Source organism: Acinetobacter sp. WU_MDCI_Abxb74, assembly GCF_025513915.1.
GTDB classification, from domain to species: Bacteria; Pseudomonadota; Gammaproteobacteria; order Pseudomonadales; family Moraxellaceae; genus Acinetobacter; species Acinetobacter calcoaceticus_C.
Window position 1 is genome coordinate 138,690 of record NZ_JAHPRP010000005.1, and the last position, 20,121, is coordinate 158,810.

A 20,121-nucleotide genomic window follows, 5' to 3' on the forward strand; every position below is an offset into this window, starting at 1 on the left:
TTACTATGTCTCCATCAACAGCTGCGAACCAAGCAAAAAAACTGATTAAAGTGCCTGAAATGCGCCGTATCAAACACATTCATTTTGTGGGGATCGGTGGGGCTGGGATGTGTGGCATTGCAGAGGTATTGGGTAACCAAGGTTATAAAATTTCTGGTTCAGACATTAAAGCATCTAAAACTACAGAACAATTAGAGAAAAATGGCATCAAGGTTTATATCGGCCATCAAGCGGAAAATATTAAAAATGCCAATGTGCTTGTAGTTTCTACAGCCATTGATCCAGAAAATCCGGAAATTAAAGCAGCAATTGAACAACGTACCCCAATCGTACGCCGTGCAGAGATGCTAGGTGAGCTTATGCGTTACCGTCATGGTATTGCTGTAGCTGGTACACATGGTAAAACCACTACCACAAGTCTTTTAACCACCATGTTGGCTGAAGAAAACCTTGATCCAACCTATGTTATTGGTGGTTTGCTTAATAGCACAGGTGTAAATGCTGCACTGGGTGAAAGTCGTTTTATCGTGGCTGAAGCTGATGAGTCAGATGCATCTTTCCTTTATTTACAGCCTATGGCGGCCATTGTAACGAACATTGATGCTGACCATATGGATACCTATGAAGGTAGCTTTGATAAATTAAAAGATACGTTCGTACAGTTCCTTCATAACTTACCATTTTATGGTTTGGCTGTAGTTTGTGGTGATGACGCCAACATTCGTGAAATTATGCCACGTGTAGGTCGTCCAGTTATTACTTATGGTTTTAATGAAGATAACGACATTCGCGCAATTGATGTTGAACAAGATGGTATGCGTTCACACTTCACGGTGTTACGTAAAGGTCGTGAGCCGTTACGTTTAACTATTAACCAACCGGGTATGCATAATATTTTGAATGCTTTGGCTGCTATTGGCGTTGCGACTGATGAAGGTGTTTCTGATGACGCAATTAGCCGTGCTTTAGCTGGGTTTAGCGGTGTTGGTCGTCGCTTCCAAGTACAAGGCGAATTTGAACTTGCCGATGGTAACGTTAAGTTAGTTGATGACTATGGACACCATCCGAAAGAAGTAGAAGCAACAATTAAAGCTGCTCGTCAGAGCCATCCGGATCGTCGTTTGGTTATGCTATTCCAGCCACACCGTTACTCTCGTACCCGCGATTGTTTTGATGACTTTATTGAAGTGCTTTCTCAAGTCGATCAATTATTATTACTGGAAGTTTATCCTGCCGGCGAAAAGCCTATTGTCGGTGCAGATAGCCGTACTTTAGCGCGTAGTATTCGTTTACGCGGACAGGTGGAACCGATTTTGGTCGATCCGGTTGAAGGTAATTTGCAAAACATCATGCAAAATGTGTTACAACCAAATGACTTGTTATTAACGCAGGGTGCGGGTAACGTGGGAGCAATTTCAGTAGAACTTGCACAACACCATTTGTATATGAAATAAACAAAAATATTGAATTATCGGGTTAAGGATTTAAACGTGTCAAATGCTACAAAATTCGGCAAAGTTGCCGTGCTATTTGGTGGAAAATCGGCTGAGCGTGCTGTGTCTTTAGATAGTGGTCAGGCAGTTCTGGATGCTCTGTTACGTTCAGGTGTTCAGGCTGAAGCATTTGATCCGCAAGACCGCAGTGTGACTGAACTTGTAAATTATGATCGTGCATTTATTGTATTGCATGGTCGTGGTGGTGAAGATGGCCAGATTCAAGGTGTACTTGAATGGTTAAATCTGCCATATACCGGAACAGGTGTGCAAGGTTCTGCCATTGGCATGGATAAAGTCAAAACCAAGCAAATCTGGCAAGGTAGCGACTTACCTACAGCGCCATATCGTATTATTACTAAAGAAACAGATTTAGATGCGGTTATTGCTGAGTTGGGTTTACCTGTGATTATCAAACCTGTACATGAAGGCTCAAGTGTGGGCATGAGTAAGGTTGAGAAAGCGGAAGATTTTGCTGCTGCAATTGAAAAGGCGACTCAGCACGATGCTGTTGTTATGGCAGAAAAATGGATCACAGGTCGTGAGTTCACAATCTCATTCCTAAATGGTCAGCCTTTGCCTGTTATTCGTTTACAACCACCAGCAGATGTTGCCTTCTATGACTATGAAGCAAAATATGAACGTAATGATGTTGAGTACGGTATTCCTTGTGGTCTAAGTGAGACAGAAGAGAAAAACCTACAAGCATTATGTTTACGTGCTTTTCAGGCAGTTGGTGCAGAAAGTTGGGGCCGTATTGATGCAATGCAGGATGAGCAGGGTAATTTCTGGCTTTTAGAAGTAAACACTGTGCCAGGTATGACCAGCCACTCTTTAGTTCCAAAAGCTGCGAAAGCTGTTGGCTATAATTTTGATGAATTGTGTGTTGCCATTCTTGAGCAAACATTGGAAGGTACGGCTTAAACATGGCACAACTTCCGGCTTCCATGCGCCGTAAACGTGCGGCCATCACCTCTATTCATGATAAACCACCTACACGTAAGCAGAAGCTTGCCAATGCTGGTGGATGGGTGCTGTTGGTTATTGCTTTTGTAGTGCTGGCATTCGGAATTTATGGGTTATATAAAGTTATTACAGATGCAAAAGTTGCAAAGCTAGAGGTTGTCGGGTCAACGTCTTCAGTTGAAACACAACAAGTGATGCAGCATGTTGCTCCAATTATAAAAGCGAATTATTTCACATCTGATTTAGAACAGGTTCGTGATAAAACGTTAGAAATTTCTTGGGTAGACCGAGTTGTCGTATCTCGTGCTTGGCCCAATGGTATTCGTGTTCGTGTTATGCCTCGACATGCCATCGCCCGTTGGGGAACAGGTCGCTTGTTAAGCGATGGAGGCGATGTGTTTAGTGAGGCAGAGCCGACAATTCATCCTGAGCTTCCGTTACTACATGGTCCGGTAAGCCAGTCGAAAATGATGATGCGACGCTATAATGAAATCAATCAATTATTCCATCCCGCCAATTTGCGTCTAAAAGAGTTATATCTGACGGAGCGAATGACTTGGTTTATGCAGTTTGATACAGGTTTGCGAATTATTGTTGACCAAGATCAAACAATGAATAAGTTGCAACGTTTAAGTCATCTGGCACAATCTGACTTAAAACCGGTGTGGTCGAAAATCTCAGCCATTGATTTGCGATATCGTAATGGATTATCTATTCAATGGAAGAACGCAACACCACCTAAAATTGTGAATGGTCAGTTTGTTGTAACGATTGATGACACAAGCATTGCAGGTGGAACAAAAGCAAAGCCATAATACGTGGCTTTAAAATAGGCAATTTGCCTGGTATTAAACAACAAAGAAATGGTATGAGTGATGAATGAAGCTGTTCCCTCAGTTGTTGCGATTGACATTGGGACGCATAAAGTTTCAGTTTTGATTGGAAAAATTCATGCGCCGGATAACATTCAAGTTATCGGTATGGCAACTGCTCGTAATCGAGGCATGAATAAAGGAAAAATTGTAAGCCTCGATAAAGTCATCGCTGCGATTAAAAATGCTGTTGCTGAAGCGGAAAATATGGCCGAATGTCGCATTCATAGCGCGTGGGTATCGATTCCGAGTACCGAGTTGCAAAGTTTTTATGCCTCTGGTCGTACACCAGTCGCTAATCCAGCACATGTTATTACAACAAATGAAGTCGTGCGCGCGTTAGAATTGGCAAAAGCAAGTCATGTGACTTCTGATTACTATTTAGCAAGTGCAGTGCCGTTAGGCTTTGAGTTGGGTGATTCTGCTGAATGGGTGCAGAATCCAATTAACATGACTGCCCATAGTATGACAGGACATTATCAGTTAATGATGATGCCGATTGCGACTATGCAAAACCTTGATCGCGCTATGAAAGGTGCAAATATCGGGGTTGAAAAAATGGTGGTATCTTGTCTGGCAACCGCTGAGGCAAGCTTGCTTAAAGATGAAAAAGAATATGGTGTTTGTCTAGTTGATGTTGGCGCAGGCATTACCAATCTTGCTGTTTATCTGGATGGGCGTCTGGCTCTGGCACGCACATTGCAGCGCGGTGGTGAACACGTTACACGTGATATTGCTGCTGTATTGCAAACCACGACAGAAGAAGCTGAACGCATTAAAATTCTATATGGTTGTGTCGATTTAAGTGCTGTTAAGCCAGATCACATGATTCAGGTAGAAGGAATTGATGGCCCTCAAACTATTAGTCGAATTGAGTTGTCAGAAATTATTATTGCCCGTTATGAAGAGATCTTTAGCCAGATTCGCGATGAACTCGAACACAGCGGCGCAATTCATGGTTTATACCATGGTGTAGTGTTGACAGGGGATGCTTGTCAAATCGAAGGTATGGTGAGTTTGGCTCGCCGTATGTTGGGGGTATCTGCACATTTAGGTAATCCACCGTTACAGGTTTATGCTGATGATCAGCATCAAGCCTCGTTACGTCGTTCGATGTATGCAACAGCAGCTGGTTTGCTCATGTTTAGCCAAAGTGAGTTGCAAGAAGCTGTTGACGAGCCTGAAGAGGCAAATGACCGTTCGGTATGGGAGCGAATGGTAAATGGCTGGAATGCATTTAATAGCAAGCTAAAAGCCATTTTTTAGGATGTATGGATTTATTGGTAGAATTGTTAGGAAGTTGTAAGAGAAAACCACTGTACTTGACAAGGTTTGTATTGCACAGCATTCTTAAAATTAGTTATTTTTGAAAATCAAGGCAGTATACGGGCTGAAGTGACTGCCATAATGTATTAGGAACCCTAAAGGTCATGGCCTCATTTGAATTTATAGAAGATGAACTAAACGATGGCAACGGTCAAGCCCGTTTCACTGTATTTGGTGTAGGTGGCGGCGGCGGTAATGCCGTTCAACATATGGTGCAGTCTGATATTCAAGGTGTTAAATTCGTTTGTGCCAATACAGACAAACAAGCGCTGGACTGTATGAATGCACCTTTCAAAATTCAGTTAGGCGAGCAAAGTACACGTGGTCTAGGTGCTGGCGCTAACCCTGAAGTAGGGCAAGTTGCAGCCGAAGAAAGCCGTGAAATTATTCGTCACCATCTTGAAGGTACGGATATGGTATTCGTTACCGCTGGTATGGGTGGTGGTACGGGTACAGGCGCAGCACCGGTTGTGGCTGAAGTTGCCAAAGAAATGGGTATTTTGACCGTTGGTGTTGTAACAACCCCATTTAACTTTGAAGGCCGTCGCCGTTTAAAATCTGCTGAACGCGGTATTGAAGCGCTTGAAGCACATGTTGATTCATTGATTATTATCCCTAACCAACGCTTGTTAAGCGTATATGGCGATATTTCAATGAAAGATGCTTATAAAAAAGCTGATGATGTATTGTTAAATGCTGTACGTAGTATCTTTGACCTTGTTGTAAACCGTGGTCACATTAACCTTGACTTCGCCGATTTGAAAACTGCAATGAGTACTCGTGGTTACGCAATGATGGGTGCTGGTTTAGGTCGTGGTGAAGATCGTGCACGTCAAGCTGCTGAACAGGCTATCCGTAGTCCATTGCTTGATAACGTAAATATTATTAATGCTAAAGGTGTGTTGATTAACATTACTGGTGGTGATGATATTACTTTACGCGAAACTGAAATCATTACTGATGTTGTGAATCAGATTGTTGACCTTGATGAAGGCGAAATCTTCTACGGTACTGTATTTGATCCAGATGCGCGTGATGAATTACGTGTAACAGTGATTGCAACTGGTTTAACTCGTAATGCAGCAGATGCAGAACCGAGAAAACGTAATACAGTAAGTCATGCATCGTCTCAATCAGCTCAATCTGTTGATGAAGATGACGTTCCTGCAATTAATAAGCGTCAAAATGCAGACAATGAAGTGAGTAGTAACGCAAGTTCTTCTCCGCGCTCTTCTCCGATGAGCATTCAAGATTACTTGAAAAATCAGCAACGTAAGTAAAATATTATTAAATTTAAAAAAAGGCAGTGTTTAAACACTGCCTTTTTTTGTTTTTGATCAATGACTAAATATGCTAACGTATAGCGGTTTTAAAAAAGAAGTTACAAAGCATGGTGAAACAACGTACTCTCAATCGTGTGGTAAAAGCGAGTGGAATAGGTCTTCATAGCGGTCAAAAAGTGATGATCAATTTCATTCCACATACCGTGGATGGAGGTATTGTATTTCGTCGTATCGATTTAAATCCGCCTGTGGAAATCCATGCGAATGCTTTGCTGATTCAAGAAGCTTTCATGTGCTCCAATTTAGTGATTGGAGATATAAAAGTTGGAACAATTGAGCATGTGATGAGCGCAATTGCAGGTTTGGGAATTGATAACCTTATTGTTGAGGTATCTGCGTCTGAAGTTCCGATTATGGATGGAAGTGCTGGCCCATTTATTTACCTGTTAATGCAAGGTGGATTGCGTGAGCTGGATGCGCCGAAAAAATTTATAAGAATATTAAAACCAGTTGAAGCATTAATAGATGATAAGAAAGCAATTTTTAGCCCGCATGATGGTTTTCAGCTAAATTTTACGATTGATTTTGACCATCCGGCATTTGCTAAAGAATATCAGTCTGCGACTATCGATTTCTCTACTGAAACTTTTGTATATGAAGTCAGTGAGGCTCGTACTTTTGGTTTTATGAAAGACTTAGATTATCTCAAAGCAAATAATTTAGCCTTAGGTGCAAGTTTAGATAATGCAATTGGCGTAGATGATACAGGCGTAGTGAATGAAGAAGGCTTACGTTTCGCCGATGAATTTGTGAGACATAAGATTTTAGATGCAGTAGGTGATTTGTATTTGCTTGGTCATCAAATTATTGCCAAGTTTGATGGCTATAAATCAGGACATGCTTTAAATAATCAGCTGTTACGCAATGTTCAAAGTGATCCGAGTAATTATGAAATTGTAACATTTGATGACGAGAATGAATGTCCAATTCCCTATGTGAGTGTGACATAAGTCATTGTCTTTATTTGGCTACGTTATAATGTAACATTTTAAAATGTGATTTATGTCACAAAAATATAGCTAAACTTTTCATAGAATATAAAGTTCATAATTTTTTATTGCTTGCCAAACGTAGTAAAGCTTGGCTAAGCTTAGGGTCGCTCACGAAGTCGGCTGCACTACGTAACATTTCTTGTGTTTCCGGGGGGATGGGTTTAGATGGCTCAGATGAGGGTGGATTGGGAATGTTTTTATTCCTCAAGCGAACCTGAATTCTTTGTAAGTCTTTTAACCCTTCAAGTTGAGATAATTTAGATACATATTGGTTCTGTAAGTAACTGAGTTGACTGATCATCGCCTGATTTTCACCAGTAATGATTAAAGAGCCATTTTGATAACACACGACCTGCCATTGTTCCGGTTGGGGCAATAAGGGTTGGACCATTTTCGTAAGTCTTTGCCATTGCGCGACTTGCGTTGTTAGAAACGTAAGGTTTCCTGTTTTTATGTGTTTTCCGGATTGTTGAAAAACGTTATCGGGTTTAGACATGGGTCATTCTCGGATAGATTCTTGTCTTCATCTTAAGCGTTCATTTCAATCGATATCAAGGAAGAGATCATAAGGAACTTAAGTAAGAACAGTTTCAAGAGGTTTTTATGCACACGCGTCGTATTTTATTAGCGTTTTCACTTGCCGCTTCGGCAGCATCAGTTGCTTTTGCAGATTATCAAACAATTAACCAATCTACTGATTCAGATCGATTGGAACAACTATCAAAAACATTATCTCAAGGTTCATATACTCATCCTGATGATTTAGATCTTCCAGCGAATGCGAAAGTTTCAGTGACCTTACGCCAAAAAACGGTTGAGCTCAACAATGAGTCACTCGCTAAAAAATATGGCAATACGACAGCTAAGAACTCTTTCAATACCTCTTCTTCAAATGCTTATTCATGGTTAGTTTCTCATCCTCTTCCTGATACAGTGCGTGTTTCTTCCAACTTTGGTGGCCGTACGATGGGTGGTCGTGCCGAACATCACGGTGGATTGGATATGGCTGCTCCAAGTGGTACGCCAATTTATGCTACAGGGCCAGGTATTGTAACCAAATCTGGTTGGGGTACTGGCTATGGTCAATATGTTGAAATTAACCATGGTAATGGCTATTTAACACGCTATGCGCATGCTTCTCGTTTAATGGTACGTGTAGGTGAACAAGTCTCTGCAGGTGAACATATTGCCAATGTAGGTTGTACTGGTCGCTGTACTGGCCCACATTTGCACTATGAAGTAGTAAAAGATGGTCAACGTAAGAATCCAACAACTTACTTGGCGATGCTTCCTTAAAAGCATAGTTAAAAAGATTAAGGTTATTAAATTTATGAATCTGAAAATAACTTAAACCTTTTTTAACGTAAAGATTGTATAAAAAAACGCCATTATTGGCGTTTTTTTGTTATTTTGTTTAATGCTCGGTCAATGACTATTCATTCAGAAAATAATAGGACCCCCTCACATTCACCCATGGCAATAACTAGAGAGGGGTAAAACGTGGTAAAAATACAAAGTAGATTAAAGGACAAGGAACAGGTGAATTATGGCGTTTTACGGTGACTCCGATGCACAAGAAACCCAAGAGTGGCAAGATGCATTCGATTCAGTTTTACAACATATGGGAACTGAGCGCGCGGCATTCTTGTTGGAGAAACTTTACCAACAAGCAATTGCTAAGCATGTTCCCATTCAACGTCTGAATACACCTTACTTAAATACAATTTCTGTTGAAGAACAACCTGCAATGCCAGGCGACCAAGATATGGAACGCCGTATTCGTGCATTGATTCGTTGGAATGCCTTAGCAATGGTACTTCGTGCGAATCAAACAGGTGATGATTTAGGTGGACACTTGGCGAGCTTCGCATCAAGTGCAACATTATATGACGTAGGTTTTAACCATTTCTTCCGTGCAAACAGCAATAACTTTGGCGGAGATATGATTTATTACCAAGGGCACTGTGCTCCTGGTATTTATGCACGTTCATTCCTTGAAGGACGTTTAACTGAAGAACAGTTAAGTAATTTCCGTCGTGAAGTTGGCGGTAACGGTTTACCAAGCTACCCACACCCATATTTAATGCCGGACTATTGGCAATTCCCAACTGTATCAATGGGTCTTGGTCCAATCATGTCGATTTATCAAGCACACATTCAGAAATATTTAATGAATCGTGGCTTGATTAAAGAAGAAAATCGTAAAGTCTGGGCTTATCTGGGCGATGGTGAGATGGATGAGCCAGAAAGTACTGGTGCAATTTCACTTGCTGGTCGTGAAAAACTCGATAACTTGATCTGGGTTGTTAACTGTAACTTACAGCGTCTAGATGGTCCGGTACGTGGTAACGGTAAAATTATTCAAGAATTAGAATCTTTATTCCGTGGTGCAGGCTGGCGTGTCATTAAAGTAGTATGGGGCCGTCATTGGGATCCACTACTTGCAAAAGACAACACAGGCGCTTTAAAAGCGGTAATGGAAGAAACAGTTGATGGTGAGTACCAACGCTATCAAGTGAAAGGTGGTGCATATACACGTGAGAAATTCTTTGGCAAGTACCCAGAAGCTGCGGAACTTGTAAAAGATTTAAGCGATGAAGATATCGATAATCTTAACCGTGGTGGTCATGACCCGTACAAAGTTTTTGCTGCCTATGCAGAAGCAATGAAAGCCAAAGGTCAACCAACAGTTATTCTTGCGAAAACTGTTAAAGGTTACGGTTTGTCTGAAGAAATTGAAGCGGTGAATAAGACTCACCAAATCAAAAAAATGCAGATCGACTCTTTGAAATATGTACGTGACCGTTTTAACCTGCCATTTACAGATGATAAATTAGAAGAGCTTCCATTCTATCGCCCAAGTGAAAACTCTCCTGAAATGAAGTATATGAAGGCGCGTCGTGAAGCTTTAGGTGGCTATTTACCTGCACGTCGTAAAGAGAGTGAAATTTTAGCGATTCCTGAATTATCTGTATTTGATGCAGTATTAAAAGGTTCTGCAGGCAAAGAACAATCAACTACCATGGTGATGGTGCGTTTAATTGCTTCTTTACTTAAAGAAAAAGCAATTAAAGACCGCGTAGTGCCAATCGTTCCAGATGAAGCGCGTACTTTTGGTCTAGAAGGTATGTTCCGTCAGCTCGGTATTTATGCCGCTCACGGTCAAAAATATACCCCAGAAGACCAAGAACAGTTAATGCATTACCGTGAAGCAAGTGACGGTCATATGCTTCAAGAAGGGATTAATGAAGCTGGTGCGATGAGCGCATGGGCTGCGTTGGCAACAAGTTATTCAACCAATAACTTGCCAATGATTCCAATGTATATGTACTACTCAATGTTTGGTTTCCAACGTATTGGTGACATTGCGTGGGCTGCAGGTGATGCACAAGCTCAAGGTTTCTTGTTAGGTGCAACTGCTGGTCGTACAACATTGAACGGTGAAGGTTTACAGCACCAAGATGGTCATTCGCATATCTTGGCGAACACGATTCCTAACTGTGTATCTTATGATCCATGTTTTGGTTATGAATTAGCTGTAATCGTACATGATGGTTTACAACGTATGTATGTGAACCAAGAGCGTGTGTTCTATTACTTAACTGTAATGAACGAAAACTACGAGCATCCTGCAATGCCTGAAGGCGCTGAGGAAGGCATTAAACGTGGTATGTACTTGTTCGAAAAAGATGAAAAAGCAACTGTTCAATTACTTGGTTCAGGTGTAATTCTTCGTGAAGTGATTAAAGCTGCGAAAATCTTACGTGATGAATACCAAATCCGTTCAAACGTTTGGAGTGTAACAAGCTTCAATGAGTTGTCGCGTGATGGCATGGCATGTGAAGAATACAACCGTTTACACCCACTTGCTGAAGAAGTGAAAGAGTCTTGGGTATCTAAACAATTACGCGGTACAGAAGGTATTGTGGTTTCAGCAACAGATCATATGCGCGCTTATAGCGAACAAATCCGTGCCTATCTTCCAGATGGTCGTCCATTTGTTGCGTTGGGTACAGATGGTTATGGTCGCTCAGATACACGTGCTAACTTACGTAGTTTCTTTGGTGTTGATGCTGCACATATCGTTGTTGCTACTTTGAAAAAATTAGCTGACGAAGGTGAAGTAGATGCACGTTTAGTGAAAGATGCAATTTCTAACTTTGAGTTAGATACTGATCGTCCAGTGGCATGGGCTCCACAAGCACATCCAGAAGTTCAGGCAGTTGCTGAATACAATGAAGCGCAAACAGGTGAGGGGAACTAAGCATGCAAATTAAGACCCCTGATATTGGCGTAGATAAAGCAGTTGTTGCTGAAATTTTGGTAAAAGTTGGTGACAGCATTGCTGAAAATGACAGCCTTGTTTTGCTTGAGTCAGATAAAGCCTCTGTTGAAGTGCCTAGCACTTCAGCAGGTGTAGTCAAAAGCATCTTAATCAAAGAAGGCGATAGCGTAACTGAAGGTACGGTATTGTTTGAACTTGAAGCTGAGGGTGCTGCACCTGTAGCTCAAGCAGAAGAAGTTGCAAAACCTGCACCAGCAGCTGAAAAAGAAGCACCTGCTACAGCACCACAAGTTGCTGCGCAACCAGCAGCGGCAACCACTAGCCAAGTTGTTGAAGTTCAAGTTCCTGACATTGGTGTTGAAAAAGCACTAGTTGGTGAAATTTTAGTAAAAGTTGGCGAGCAAATCGATGTTGAACAAAGCATCGTTGTGGTTGAGTCTGACAAAGCAACTGTAGAAGTACCGAGCAGTGTTGCTGGTACTGTAGAAAGCATTCAAGTTAAAGAAGGCGATACAGTTAAAGAAGGTGTTGTACTCATTCAAGTGAAAACAACGTCTGCATCAAGTGCGCCAGTTGAAGCTCCTGCTTCTACAGCAGCTACAGCGGCAGCACCTGCACCAGTTCAACAAGAAACTGTAGCTGCGGCTGCTACTCAATCTGGACTAGTTGATATTAACGTTCCTGATTTGGGCGTAGACAAAGCAGTTGTTGCTGAAATTTTGGTACAAGTTGGCGATAAAGTTGATGTAGACCAAAGCCTTGTTGTGGTTGAGTCTGATAAAGCAACTGTAGAAGTTCCAAGTACTGTTGCTGGCGTTGTGAAAGCGATTCACTTGCAAGCAGGTCAACAAGTTTCACAAGGTGTTTTGCTTGCAACAATTGAAGCGGAAGGCCAAGCACCTGCTGCTGCACCAGCGGCAAAAGCAGAAGTAGCTCCAGCTCCTCAGGCAGCAGCACCTAAAGCGGCAGCTCCGACTCAGGCTGTATCTGCTCCAGCGTCTGGTAGTGACAAGTTAACGAAAGAGCAAGAAGCTGAAAACGCTAAAGTTTATGCTGGCCCTGCTGTTCGTAAGCTTGCTCGTGAGCTTGGTGTAGTTTTATCACAAGTTAAAACTTCTGGTGAACATGGTCGTGTGATTAAAGAAGATATCTTTGCTTATGTGAAGACTCGTTTAACTGCGCCACAAGCTGCACCAGTTGCTGCGGCTGCACCAGCGGTTTCGGGTTTGCCAAAGCTTCCTGACTTCACTGCGTTTGGTGGCGTGGAAGAAAAAGTACTGACGCGTTTGCAGCAAGTATCAATTCCGCAATTGTCATTGAACAACTTTATTCCGCAAGTCACCCAGTTTGATTCGGCTGACATTACTGAGTTAGAAGATTGGCGTAATGAGCTGAAAGGCAACTTCAAAAAAGAAGGTATCAGCCTGACGATTATGGCATTCATTATCAAAGCGGTTGCGCATTTGTTGAAAGAAGAGCGTGAGTTTGCAGGTCATCTATCTGATGACGGTAAATCAGTGCTCTTGCGCAATGAAATCCATATGGGAATTGCGGTAGCAACACCTGATGGTTTAACTGTGCCAGTACTTCGTAATCCAGACCAAAAATCAATTAAACAAATTGCAGTTGAATTGGGTGTGTTAGGTCAAAAAGCACGTGATAAGAAATTAACACCGAAAGACTTACAAGGTGCGAACTTCACGATTACAAGCTTAGGTTCGATTGGTGGTACATCATTTACACCACTTGTGAACTGGCCACAAGTTGCAATTTTAGGTATTTCACCTGCAACTATGCAGCCTGTGTGGAATGGTAAAGACTTTGACCCACGCTTAATGTTGCCGTTGTCGATGTCTTATGACCACCGTGTAATTAATGGTGCAGATGCCGCTCGCTTTACCAATAAACTTACGAAACTTCTTAAAGATATTCGTACTTTATTAATCTAATATTTTGAAATGAATTATTAAAACCTCGCTTCGGCGGGGTTTTATTTTGATATTTAATTTACTTGGTTTTAAGTTAATCTAAAGACGAAAAATGAAGTGTCGAGAGAGGAGAAATTTCTCGTTAGTAGGTAAAGGAGAAAGAATAAATGGTGGGTTTTTTAAAAATCATGTTGCCTATTTTGTTGGTTGTATTTTTACTGATGGGATTATGGGTCAGTCTTTTGCACTTTCCTTGGGAATGGATGACTTACGTTGCAATGGGCTTAGAAGTATTTGTAGCAACGCTTATTTTGCCATTTGAATTTCAATCACAGCATGTAGCTGGTATTAACAATTTTGGGTTTATTAACTTAAGTATTTGTTTAGCCATACTATTAGGCTTAGGTCGGTTGTTGGTGTGGGCATGGATAAAATTTTTTGTTTGAAAAATAGAACTGCTCGAATATAATAAGCACATACTTCATTGGGGAGTAGCCGCTATTCATTTCTGAATGAATAGGTGATGGTCAACATAATTGTTCAACAGAACATGGTCATCATAGCTTAAACGTCTCATCGTTTCCGAGTTGGCAAGACCTTTGATTTACCACTCTGCAGATATTTGGCTAGCAGGAGGGGTAGGTCATGGGCATTTATGCTAGCCAGAGAAACGATATGCAAGAATTTCTGATTTCTACCTCAATTGTTGCCCTAGCTGAAATGGGCGATAAAACTCAATTACTTGCCCTTTTATTGTCTGCACGTTTCCGTAAGCCAATCCCTATTCTCATTGCGATTCTTTTAGCAACTTTAATTAACCATGGTATTTCTGCTGTGCTTGGGCAGTGGATTACGACCGTTTTGAGTCCCGAAATCTTAGTTTGGGTTCTTGCGGGTGGTTTTATAGGTATGGCGTTCTGGATGCTTATTCCAGATAAGTTAGATGATGAAACAGATAGCATTAATAGATGGCAAAAATTTGGTGTTTTTGGTGCTACTTTCATCTTATTTTTCTTAGCAGAAATTGGTGACAAAACCCAGATTGCAACAGTGGCCTTAGCTGCTCGTTACGACAGTATTTTCTGGGTTATGCTGGGTACAACTTTAGGTATGATGATTGCCAATGCACCAGCTGTATTTATTGGTAATAAATTGGCTGAACGTTTATCCATCTCACTCATTCATAAAATTGGTGCTGCTATTTTCTTAATTGTAGGTGTCTCTACTTTGGTACAGCATTATTTCTTCTAAAGTATTTAAAGCTGCCATCAAAAACGCACTCAATTCGAGTGCGTTTTTTGTAGGTCATTTTAGTAGTTAAATTTCACTGTAAAGTTAACTTGGCGTGGGTTGCCCAGTGTTACCATATTTTCATTCAGTGCTCCGGCATAGTAATCTTTATCAAATAGATTACGGATAGCAAGTTGAGCGCCCCAATGCCCAGCATCATAGCCAGCTTCAGTGTCAAAGACTGTATAGCCTGGAATATGAACATCTAACTTATCCATGGTTTTATAAGTTTCTCCACGGAATCCACCACCCACATACCAACCAAGTTTTGATGCTGGGTCAAATTTATAACGTGCTGATAAGCTATAAGCATGTTCTGGAATATTATCAAGAGACTTTCCAACATTGCTAATATTTGCATCTTTACTAATTTCTGCATCAGCCGTGTAGGTATAAGTTGCGGTGAGCTTTAAACCATCAAGAATATCTGCATTTAGTTCAGTCTCAATCCCACGGGTTAACTGTTCACCGCGCTGGATTTTGAAAGTAGTATCCGTAGGGTCGTTGACCAAAACATTTTGACGTTTTAAATCATACCAAGCGATACTACCTTGTACACGCTGATCAGGACTTTGTAATTTCATCCCGACTTCAATCTGTTTGCCTTTTTCAGGGTCAAAAGTATTTCCAGCAGAGTCTGAGCCACTTGTTGGGAAGAAGGATGTTGCATAGCTGACATAAGGTGCGACTACATCATTGATTGTATATAACAATGAGGCATTACCCGTAAAAGCCTCTTCCGATTTTTTAGTATTTGTATTTTTAACTAAATCTACAGTTTGGGTTTGAGCCCAATCTTGGCGGCCAGCAAGATTTAAAACGAGCTGATCATTAATCTGAATGCGGTCGCGTAAATATAATCCCATATATTTTAGACGGTTTATATCATGGTTCGTGACTTTTTCAGGGCAAGTAACTGTTGTGCCGTACTTTGGTGAATAGAGATTCAAATTTGTGGCAGTACAGCGATTATTTAGATAATCATTTTTATCTTGCAGACCATCTATTCCGACCGTTATCTGGTGTGCCATATCCGCAATTTGAAAGGTCTTTTGGACACTATTGTCGATTGAGAAACTTAGATTGCTGACATCCTGATAGCGTGCTTGACGCTTAAGGGTTGTATGGTTTTTATCCGTCCAGCCATTGTAAAATACGGCAGGGCCAATCATTTCGGTTTTTTGAATTGCAAAGTTTTGCTTAAACTCCCAGCCATTATTAAAAGCATGCCTAAAGTTATAACCTGTACGGAATACGTCGGCATCATAAGCTCCGTAGCTCGGTTCACCAATAAATAAGTCTTTAGGTAAGCTTCCATTAGGATTATCTTTTAAGGTACCAATGACGGGTAAACCTTGCTGACGAATATATTCGCGGTGTTGGTAACTTGCGATGACAGAAAGGTCCGTGTTATCTCCTAAATCGAAGTTATAAGAAGGGGAGATGTAGTAATTTTTAAAATACACATAATCTGTCGGGTCATCTTGGTCAGAAATACGGCCATTTAAACGGAAAGCACCTTTTTCACTATTATTGGGACTATAGTTGAAATCGAATGTGCCTTCTTTAAGACTATAACTACCATAAGTCATGCTAGCACGAGCAAAACTTTCTGCTTGAGGGCGTTTAGTGACTAAATTAACAACACCACCTGGCTGGACCAATCCAAAATTAATAGAAGCTGGACCTTTTAATATTTGTACTTGGTCAAGTCCTGATATTTCGGCACCTACAAAAGTATTTTGTTGGGCTTGTCGTAAACCATCTATGAAAATTTGATCAGAAGATGTTTGTCCACGAATAATAAAATCATCCCAACCCCGACGACCAAGTTGCCCAGCAGAAATACCAGCTACACCATTTACTGCTTCTGCTAGAGTTCTTGCTTGTTTTTGGTCAAGCTGTTCACGTGTTACCACCGAAACCGACTGCGCAGTTTTAAATAAGGGTGCATCTGATTTTAAAACCGATGCAGCTTTCGTTGCGACATAGGGAGAGGTAGTTTCTTTTTGTGCCTGAATAGAAATTGTGGGTAGCACACTGGTCGAATTTTGTTGTTCTGCTGTTTCATCAGCATGACTTGCTGTCATCAAACTAAAAATAGCAACTGCTAACAATGTTTTGGAGCTTGAAAAATAAGGTGCTTGGTTCATGGGAGGCCTAGGCAGCGCAAAAGACAAAACTGATAATGAGAATTATTTTAATTTATTGTGAGTTAATTTTAAATAACATTATGATTCATTTATAAAATAAGAAAAGCAAAAGCTATTTTAAAATATTATGAGAAAAATAAAGCAATTCATTGCAAGAATTATCGAATCTCTTCATTTTTATATGGGTATAAAAATAACTAATATTTAAAGTTTTTTTGGGGATTACATAGGGTTTGAAAAAATAATATCGTAGATATTATTTGATAAGGGCGTACATAAATGTATTAGTTTTACCAGTTTGGTCAAAGGCGAAAGCATACAAGCCAATCAATTTTTAATTATTGTTTAAGATAGGGCTGTCGTGATTAATCCAGTTAGGTTAATTGGTATGCTAAAAAGCAGATTAATAAGGAATATTTAGAAACGAACTTTATCTATTGCTGAAAAAGGCAAAGATAATATGAAAATTGCATTGAAATTTGTTTATAATAGCTCACGGAATTTACCAGTGAGATTGTTATGCTGACCATCGTTCAAGAAGCGCTAACCTTCGATGATGTCTTATTACTTCCTGCCTACTCTACTGTTCTCCCAAAAGATGTCTCTTTAAAGACACGTTTAACTCGCGGCATTCATTTAAATATCCCATTAGTTTCTGCGGCAATGGATACAGTGACTGAGTCACGTATGGCGATTGCAATGTCACAAAATGGTGGTATCGGGATTTTGCACAAAAACATGGATATTGCTGCTCAAGCTGCAGAAGTACGCCGTGTAAAGAAATTCGAAGCGGGTATGGTGAAAGATCCTATCACTGTAACGCCTGAAACTACAGTACGTGAACTGATTGCAATTACCACTGCTAATAATATTAGCGGTGTACCTGTTGTTAAAGACGGCAAGGTTGTTGGTATTGTGACAGGCCGTGATACACGTTTTGAAACCAATTTAGAACAACCTGTTAGCAACATCATGACAGGCCAAGATCGTTTGGTGACTGTGCGTGAAGGCGAGTCTAAAGAAAATATTCAAGCATTATTGCAAAAACACCGTATTGAAAAAGTCTTGGTCGTTGGCGAGAGCAACGAACTTAAAGGTCTCATTACAGTGACTGACTTCCGTAAAGCTGAGAGTTATCCAAACAGTTGTAAAGATGATCTTGGTCGTTTACGTGTTGGTGCTGCGGTAGGTACAGGTGCTGATACTCCAAGTCGTGTGGAAGCATTGGTTGAAGCTGGTGTTGACGTAATTGTTGTTGATACAGCACATGGTCATTCAGCTGGTGTAATTGAACGTGTACGTTGGGTGAAACAAAACTTCCCTCAAGTACAAGTAATTGGCGGAAACATCGCAACTGGTGATGCTGCATTAGCATTATTAGATGCAGGTGCAGATGCTGTAAAAGTGGGTATTGGTCCTGGTTCTATCTGTACAACTCGTATTGTGGCAGGTATTGGCATGCCACAAATTTCTGCTATTGATAGCGTTGCTAATGCACTGAAAGATCAAATTCCTTTAATTGCAGATGGCGGTATCCGCTTCTCTGGCGATATGGCAAAGGCGATCGGTGCGGGCGCAAGTACAATCATGGTTGGTTCACTTTTAGCTGGTACTGAAGAAGCGCCTGGCGAAGTTGAGTTTTTCCAAGGTCGTTACTACAAAGCATATCGTGGTATGGGCTCATTAGGTGCAATGGCGGGAGCAACCGGTTCGGCTGACCGTTATTTCCAAGACTCAAAAGCGGGTGCTGAGAAGTTAGTACCAGAAGGTATTGAAGGCCGTGTTCCATATAAAGGCCCAATGGGTAATATCGTTCATCAAATGATGGGTGGTTTACGTTCATCGATGGGTTATACAGGTTCATCGATAATTGAAGATCTTCGCCAAAATGCGAAATTTGTGAAAATTACTTCAGCAGGTATGTCTGAGTCGCATGTTCATGATGTAACGATTACTAAAGAAGCTCCAAACTATCGTGTTGGTTAGATTTTGGTAACCAAAACAATGAAGAAAGCCGTCATTACACTGACGGCTTTTTGTTTTTGGTGTAAAGTAAATCTAACGAAAAGAAATATGGCGGAATTGCCATATATGAAGTGAGCCACCGCTGAAGTGGCGTAAGAATGAGATAAGCTATGAGTTATTTTGGAACGGATGGTATTCGTGGAAAATTTGGGCAAATGCCTATTACTCCAGAGTTTGCTTTAAAACTCGGTTTTGCTGCAGGGAAGGTATTAAAACGAACGAGTCCAAAAAATAAACCGCTCGTTGTATTAGGAAAAGACACACGTTTATCTGGTTACATTTTAGAATCTGCTTTACAGGCAGGCTTAAACGCTGCTGGCGTATATGTTCATTTACTTGGTCCATTACCAACACCAGCAATCGCACATCTTACTCGTGCTTTGCATGCACATGCAGGTATTGTTATTTCTGCTTCGCATAATCCATATTATGATAATGGGATTAAATTCTTCTCAAGTGAAGGCAAGAAATTACCAGATTCATTACAAGAAGAAATTAATCAAGAATTAGAAAAAGACTTATTTATTGAGGACACTGCAAACTTAGGTAAAAGTGTTCGTGTAAATGATGCAAACGGTCGTTATATCGAATTTTGTAAATCTACGTTCCCTTACCACTTTGATTTAAATAATTTAAAGATTGTGTTGGACTGTGCTCATGGCGCGGCATATAGCGTTGGGCCTTCAGTTTTCCGCGAGCTAGGTGCAAAAGTCATTGCTTTATATAATGAACCAGATGGCTTAAATATTAATGAAAGCTGTGGTTCAACACATCCTGAACACTTGCAAAAAGCAGTGGTTGAGCACCAAGCAGATTTAGGAATTGCATTTGATGGCGATGCTGACCGTGTTGTGATGGTTGATAAGTTTGGTAACTTAATTGATGGTGACCATATCTTATATATTTTGGCAACTCAGGCTCAAAATAAGCCAGCTGGTATTGTTGGTACTGTCATGAGTAATATGGCACTTGAAGTTGCACTTGAAAAAGCAAATGTTAATTTTGTTCGTGCAAAAGTCGGTGACCGCTATGTATTACAGGCTTTAGAAGAAAATGGTTGGGTAACAGGTGGCGAACCTTCTGGTCATATTCTAACTTTAGACAAGAGTACGACTGGTGATGCCATTATCGCCGCGCTTCAAGTTTTAACTGTGATGGTCGAGCAAAATAAGGCTGTTCATGAATTGGTTCAAGACTTTAAACTATTCCCACAAGTTCTTTTAAATGTACGTTTAGAACAAATGCTTGACCCATATTCTATTCCAGCATTGGTTACTGAATTTGATAAAGCAGAAGCACAGCTTAAAGGCCGTGGACGTATCTTGATTCGTAAGTCTGGAACAGAGCCAGTGATTCGTGTCATGGTTGAAGGGGATAATGAGCAAGAAGTAAATACTTTAGCTCAGCATTTAGCAGATGCGGTTCGTTCACAAGCACAAGTCGCATAA

The 20,121-nt window shown here is 40.8% G+C and carries 15 protein-coding genes, 1 pseudogene and 1 riboswitch; of the genes and pseudogenes, 14 read left to right on the top strand and 2 right to left on the bottom strand.

Annotated features, from left to right (window positions below; genetic code table 11):
* Positions 1 to 5 precede the first annotated feature (5 nt).
* The 6 genes from murC to lpxC all read left to right on the top strand — a co-directional run bounded on the left by murC (position 6) and on the right by lpxC (position 6,950).
* The gene (murC, locus tag KTH84_RS10765) at positions 6 to 1,454 is read left to right on the top strand and encodes a UDP-N-acetylmuramate--L-alanine ligase (protein WP_262473105.1); all 1,449 of its coding nucleotides are present in this window, start codon (positions 6 to 8) and stop codon (positions 1,452 to 1,454) included.
* A 36-nt stretch (positions 1,455 to 1,490) separates the two neighbouring features.
* A complete protein-coding gene (locus KTH84_RS10770) occupies positions 1,491 to 2,417 on the top strand; it encodes a D-alanine--D-alanine ligase (protein WP_262473106.1) in 927 nt (308 codons plus the stop codon).
* A gap of 2 nt (positions 2,418 to 2,419) precedes the next feature.
* Entirely contained in the window at positions 2,420 to 3,274 is an 855-nt protein-coding gene (locus KTH84_RS10775) for a cell division protein FtsQ/DivIB (RefSeq protein ID WP_133971233.1), read from the top strand.
* A gap of 60 nt (positions 3,275 to 3,334) precedes the next feature.
* Positions 3,335 to 4,597, top strand: a complete 1,263-nt coding sequence (ftsA, locus tag KTH84_RS10780; RefSeq protein WP_262473107.1) for a cell division protein FtsA — start codon at positions 3,335 to 3,337, stop codon at positions 4,595 to 4,597.
* Positions 4,598 to 4,761: 164 nt separating this feature from the next.
* Positions 4,762 to 5,937, top strand: a complete 1,176-nt coding sequence (ftsZ, locus tag KTH84_RS10785; protein ID WP_133971235.1) for a cell division protein FtsZ — start codon at positions 4,762 to 4,764, stop codon at positions 5,935 to 5,937.
* A gap of 110 nt (positions 5,938 to 6,047) precedes the next feature.
* Positions 6,048 to 6,950 (top strand): UDP-3-O-acyl-N-acetylglucosamine deacetylase, encoded by a 903-nt coding sequence (lpxC, locus tag KTH84_RS10790; RefSeq protein ID WP_133971237.1) that lies wholly within the window; start codon positions 6,048 to 6,050, stop codon positions 6,948 to 6,950.
* 94 nt (positions 6,951 to 7,044) lie between these two features.
* On the opposite strand, the gene KTH84_RS10795 is transcribed toward lpxC, so the two are convergent.
* The gene (locus KTH84_RS10795) at positions 7,045 to 7,488 is read right to left on the bottom strand and encodes a DciA family protein (RefSeq protein WP_133971239.1); all 444 of its coding nucleotides are present in this window, start codon (positions 7,486 to 7,488) and stop codon (positions 7,045 to 7,047) included.
* A gap of 107 nt (positions 7,489 to 7,595) precedes the next feature.
* Between KTH84_RS10795 and KTH84_RS10800 the strand changes: the two genes are divergently transcribed.
* From KTH84_RS10800 to KTH84_RS10820, 5 genes are all read left to right on the top strand, one after another.
* On the top strand, positions 7,596 to 8,288 hold the full coding sequence (locus KTH84_RS10800) for a M23 family metallopeptidase (protein WP_262473108.1): 693 nt from the start codon (positions 7,596 to 7,598) through the stop codon (positions 8,286 to 8,288).
* Positions 8,289 to 8,538: 250 nt separating this feature from the next.
* Positions 8,539 to 11,256, top strand: a complete 2,718-nt coding sequence (aceE, locus tag KTH84_RS10805; protein ID WP_133971241.1) for a pyruvate dehydrogenase (acetyl-transferring), homodimeric type — start codon at positions 8,539 to 8,541, stop codon at positions 11,254 to 11,256.
* 2 nt (positions 11,257 to 11,258) lie between these two features.
* Positions 11,259 to 13,226 (top strand): 2-oxo acid dehydrogenase subunit E2, encoded by a 1,968-nt coding sequence (locus KTH84_RS10810; protein ID WP_262473109.1) that lies wholly within the window; start codon positions 11,259 to 11,261, stop codon positions 13,224 to 13,226.
* A gap of 146 nt (positions 13,227 to 13,372) precedes the next feature.
* The gene (locus KTH84_RS10815; protein WP_202743164.1) at positions 13,373 to 13,651 is read left to right on the top strand and encodes a hypothetical protein; all 279 of its coding nucleotides are present in this window, start codon (positions 13,373 to 13,375) and stop codon (positions 13,649 to 13,651) included.
* Positions 13,652 to 13,679: 28 nt separating this feature from the next.
* A riboswitch (yybP-ykoY riboswitch) is annotated at positions 13,680 to 13,865 on the top strand.
* Between the two features lie 15 nt (positions 13,866 to 13,880).
* Complete coding sequence (locus KTH84_RS10820) at positions 13,881 to 14,456, top strand: TMEM165/GDT1 family protein (protein WP_003654075.1); 576 nt, start codon at positions 13,881 to 13,883, stop codon at positions 14,454 to 14,456.
* 59 nt (positions 14,457 to 14,515) lie between these two features.
* On the opposite strand, the gene KTH84_RS10825 is transcribed toward KTH84_RS10820, so the two are convergent.
* Positions 14,516 to 16,648, bottom strand: coding sequence for a TonB-dependent siderophore receptor (locus tag KTH84_RS10825; RefSeq protein WP_262473110.1), 2,133 nt, complete (start codon positions 16,646 to 16,648; stop codon positions 14,516 to 14,518).
* Between the two features lie 253 nt (positions 16,649 to 16,901).
* On the opposite strand from KTH84_RS10825, the pseudogene KTH84_RS10830 reads away from it, so the two are divergent.
* The 3 genes and pseudogenes from KTH84_RS10830 to glmM form a co-directional block, all read left to right on the top strand.
* Positions 16,902 to 16,994: pseudogene (locus KTH84_RS10830) on the top strand (MBL fold metallo-hydrolase); the annotation flags it as partial.
* Positions 16,995 to 17,167: 173 nt separating this feature from the next.
* A complete protein-coding gene (guaB, locus tag KTH84_RS10835) occupies positions 17,168 to 18,634 on the top strand; it encodes an IMP dehydrogenase (RefSeq protein ID WP_262473111.1) in 1,467 nt (488 codons plus the stop codon).
* Positions 18,635 to 18,783: 149 nt separating this feature from the next.
* Positions 18,784 to 20,121: a phosphoglucosamine mutase gene (glmM, locus tag KTH84_RS10840; RefSeq protein ID WP_262473112.1), complete on the top strand. Its 1,338-nt coding sequence runs from the start codon at positions 18,784 to 18,786 to the stop codon at positions 20,119 to 20,121.

Bases quoted from the DNA above. Each gene is read 5' to 3' on its own strand.
- murC (WP_262473105.1), top strand. From the start codon at position 6: ATGTCTCCATCAACAGCTGCGAACCAAGCAAAAAAACTGATTAAAGTG.
- KTH84_RS10775 (WP_133971233.1), top strand. From the start codon at position 2,420: ATGGCACAACTTCCGGCTTCCATGCGCCGTAAACGTGCGGCCATCACC.
- ftsA (WP_262473107.1), top strand. From the start codon at position 3,335: ATGAATGAAGCTGTTCCCTCAGTTGTTGCGATTGACATTGGGACGCAT.
- ftsZ (WP_133971235.1), top strand. From the start codon at position 4,762: ATGGCCTCATTTGAATTTATAGAAGATGAACTAAACGATGGCAACGGT.
- lpxC (WP_133971237.1), top strand. From the start codon at position 6,048: ATGGTGAAACAACGTACTCTCAATCGTGTGGTAAAAGCGAGTGGAATA.
- KTH84_RS10795 (WP_133971239.1), bottom strand. From the start codon at position 7,488: ATGTCTAAACCCGATAACGTTTTTCAACAATCCGGAAAACACATAAAA.
- KTH84_RS10800 (WP_262473108.1), top strand. From the start codon at position 7,596: ATGCACACGCGTCGTATTTTATTAGCGTTTTCACTTGCCGCTTCGGCA.
- aceE (WP_133971241.1), top strand. From the start codon at position 8,539: ATGGCGTTTTACGGTGACTCCGATGCACAAGAAACCCAAGAGTGGCAA.
- KTH84_RS10810 (WP_262473109.1), top strand. From the start codon at position 11,259: ATGCAAATTAAGACCCCTGATATTGGCGTAGATAAAGCAGTTGTTGCT.
- KTH84_RS10815 (WP_202743164.1), top strand. From the start codon at position 13,373: ATGGTGGGTTTTTTAAAAATCATGTTGCCTATTTTGTTGGTTGTATTT.
- KTH84_RS10820 (WP_003654075.1), top strand. From the start codon at position 13,881: ATGCAAGAATTTCTGATTTCTACCTCAATTGTTGCCCTAGCTGAAATG.
- KTH84_RS10825 (WP_262473110.1), bottom strand. From the start codon at position 16,648: ATGAACCAAGCACCTTATTTTTCAAGCTCCAAAACATTGTTAGCAGTT.
- guaB (WP_262473111.1), top strand. From the start codon at position 17,168: ATGCTGACCATCGTTCAAGAAGCGCTAACCTTCGATGATGTCTTATTA.
- glmM (WP_262473112.1), top strand. From the start codon at position 18,784: ATGAGTTATTTTGGAACGGATGGTATTCGTGGAAAATTTGGGCAAATG.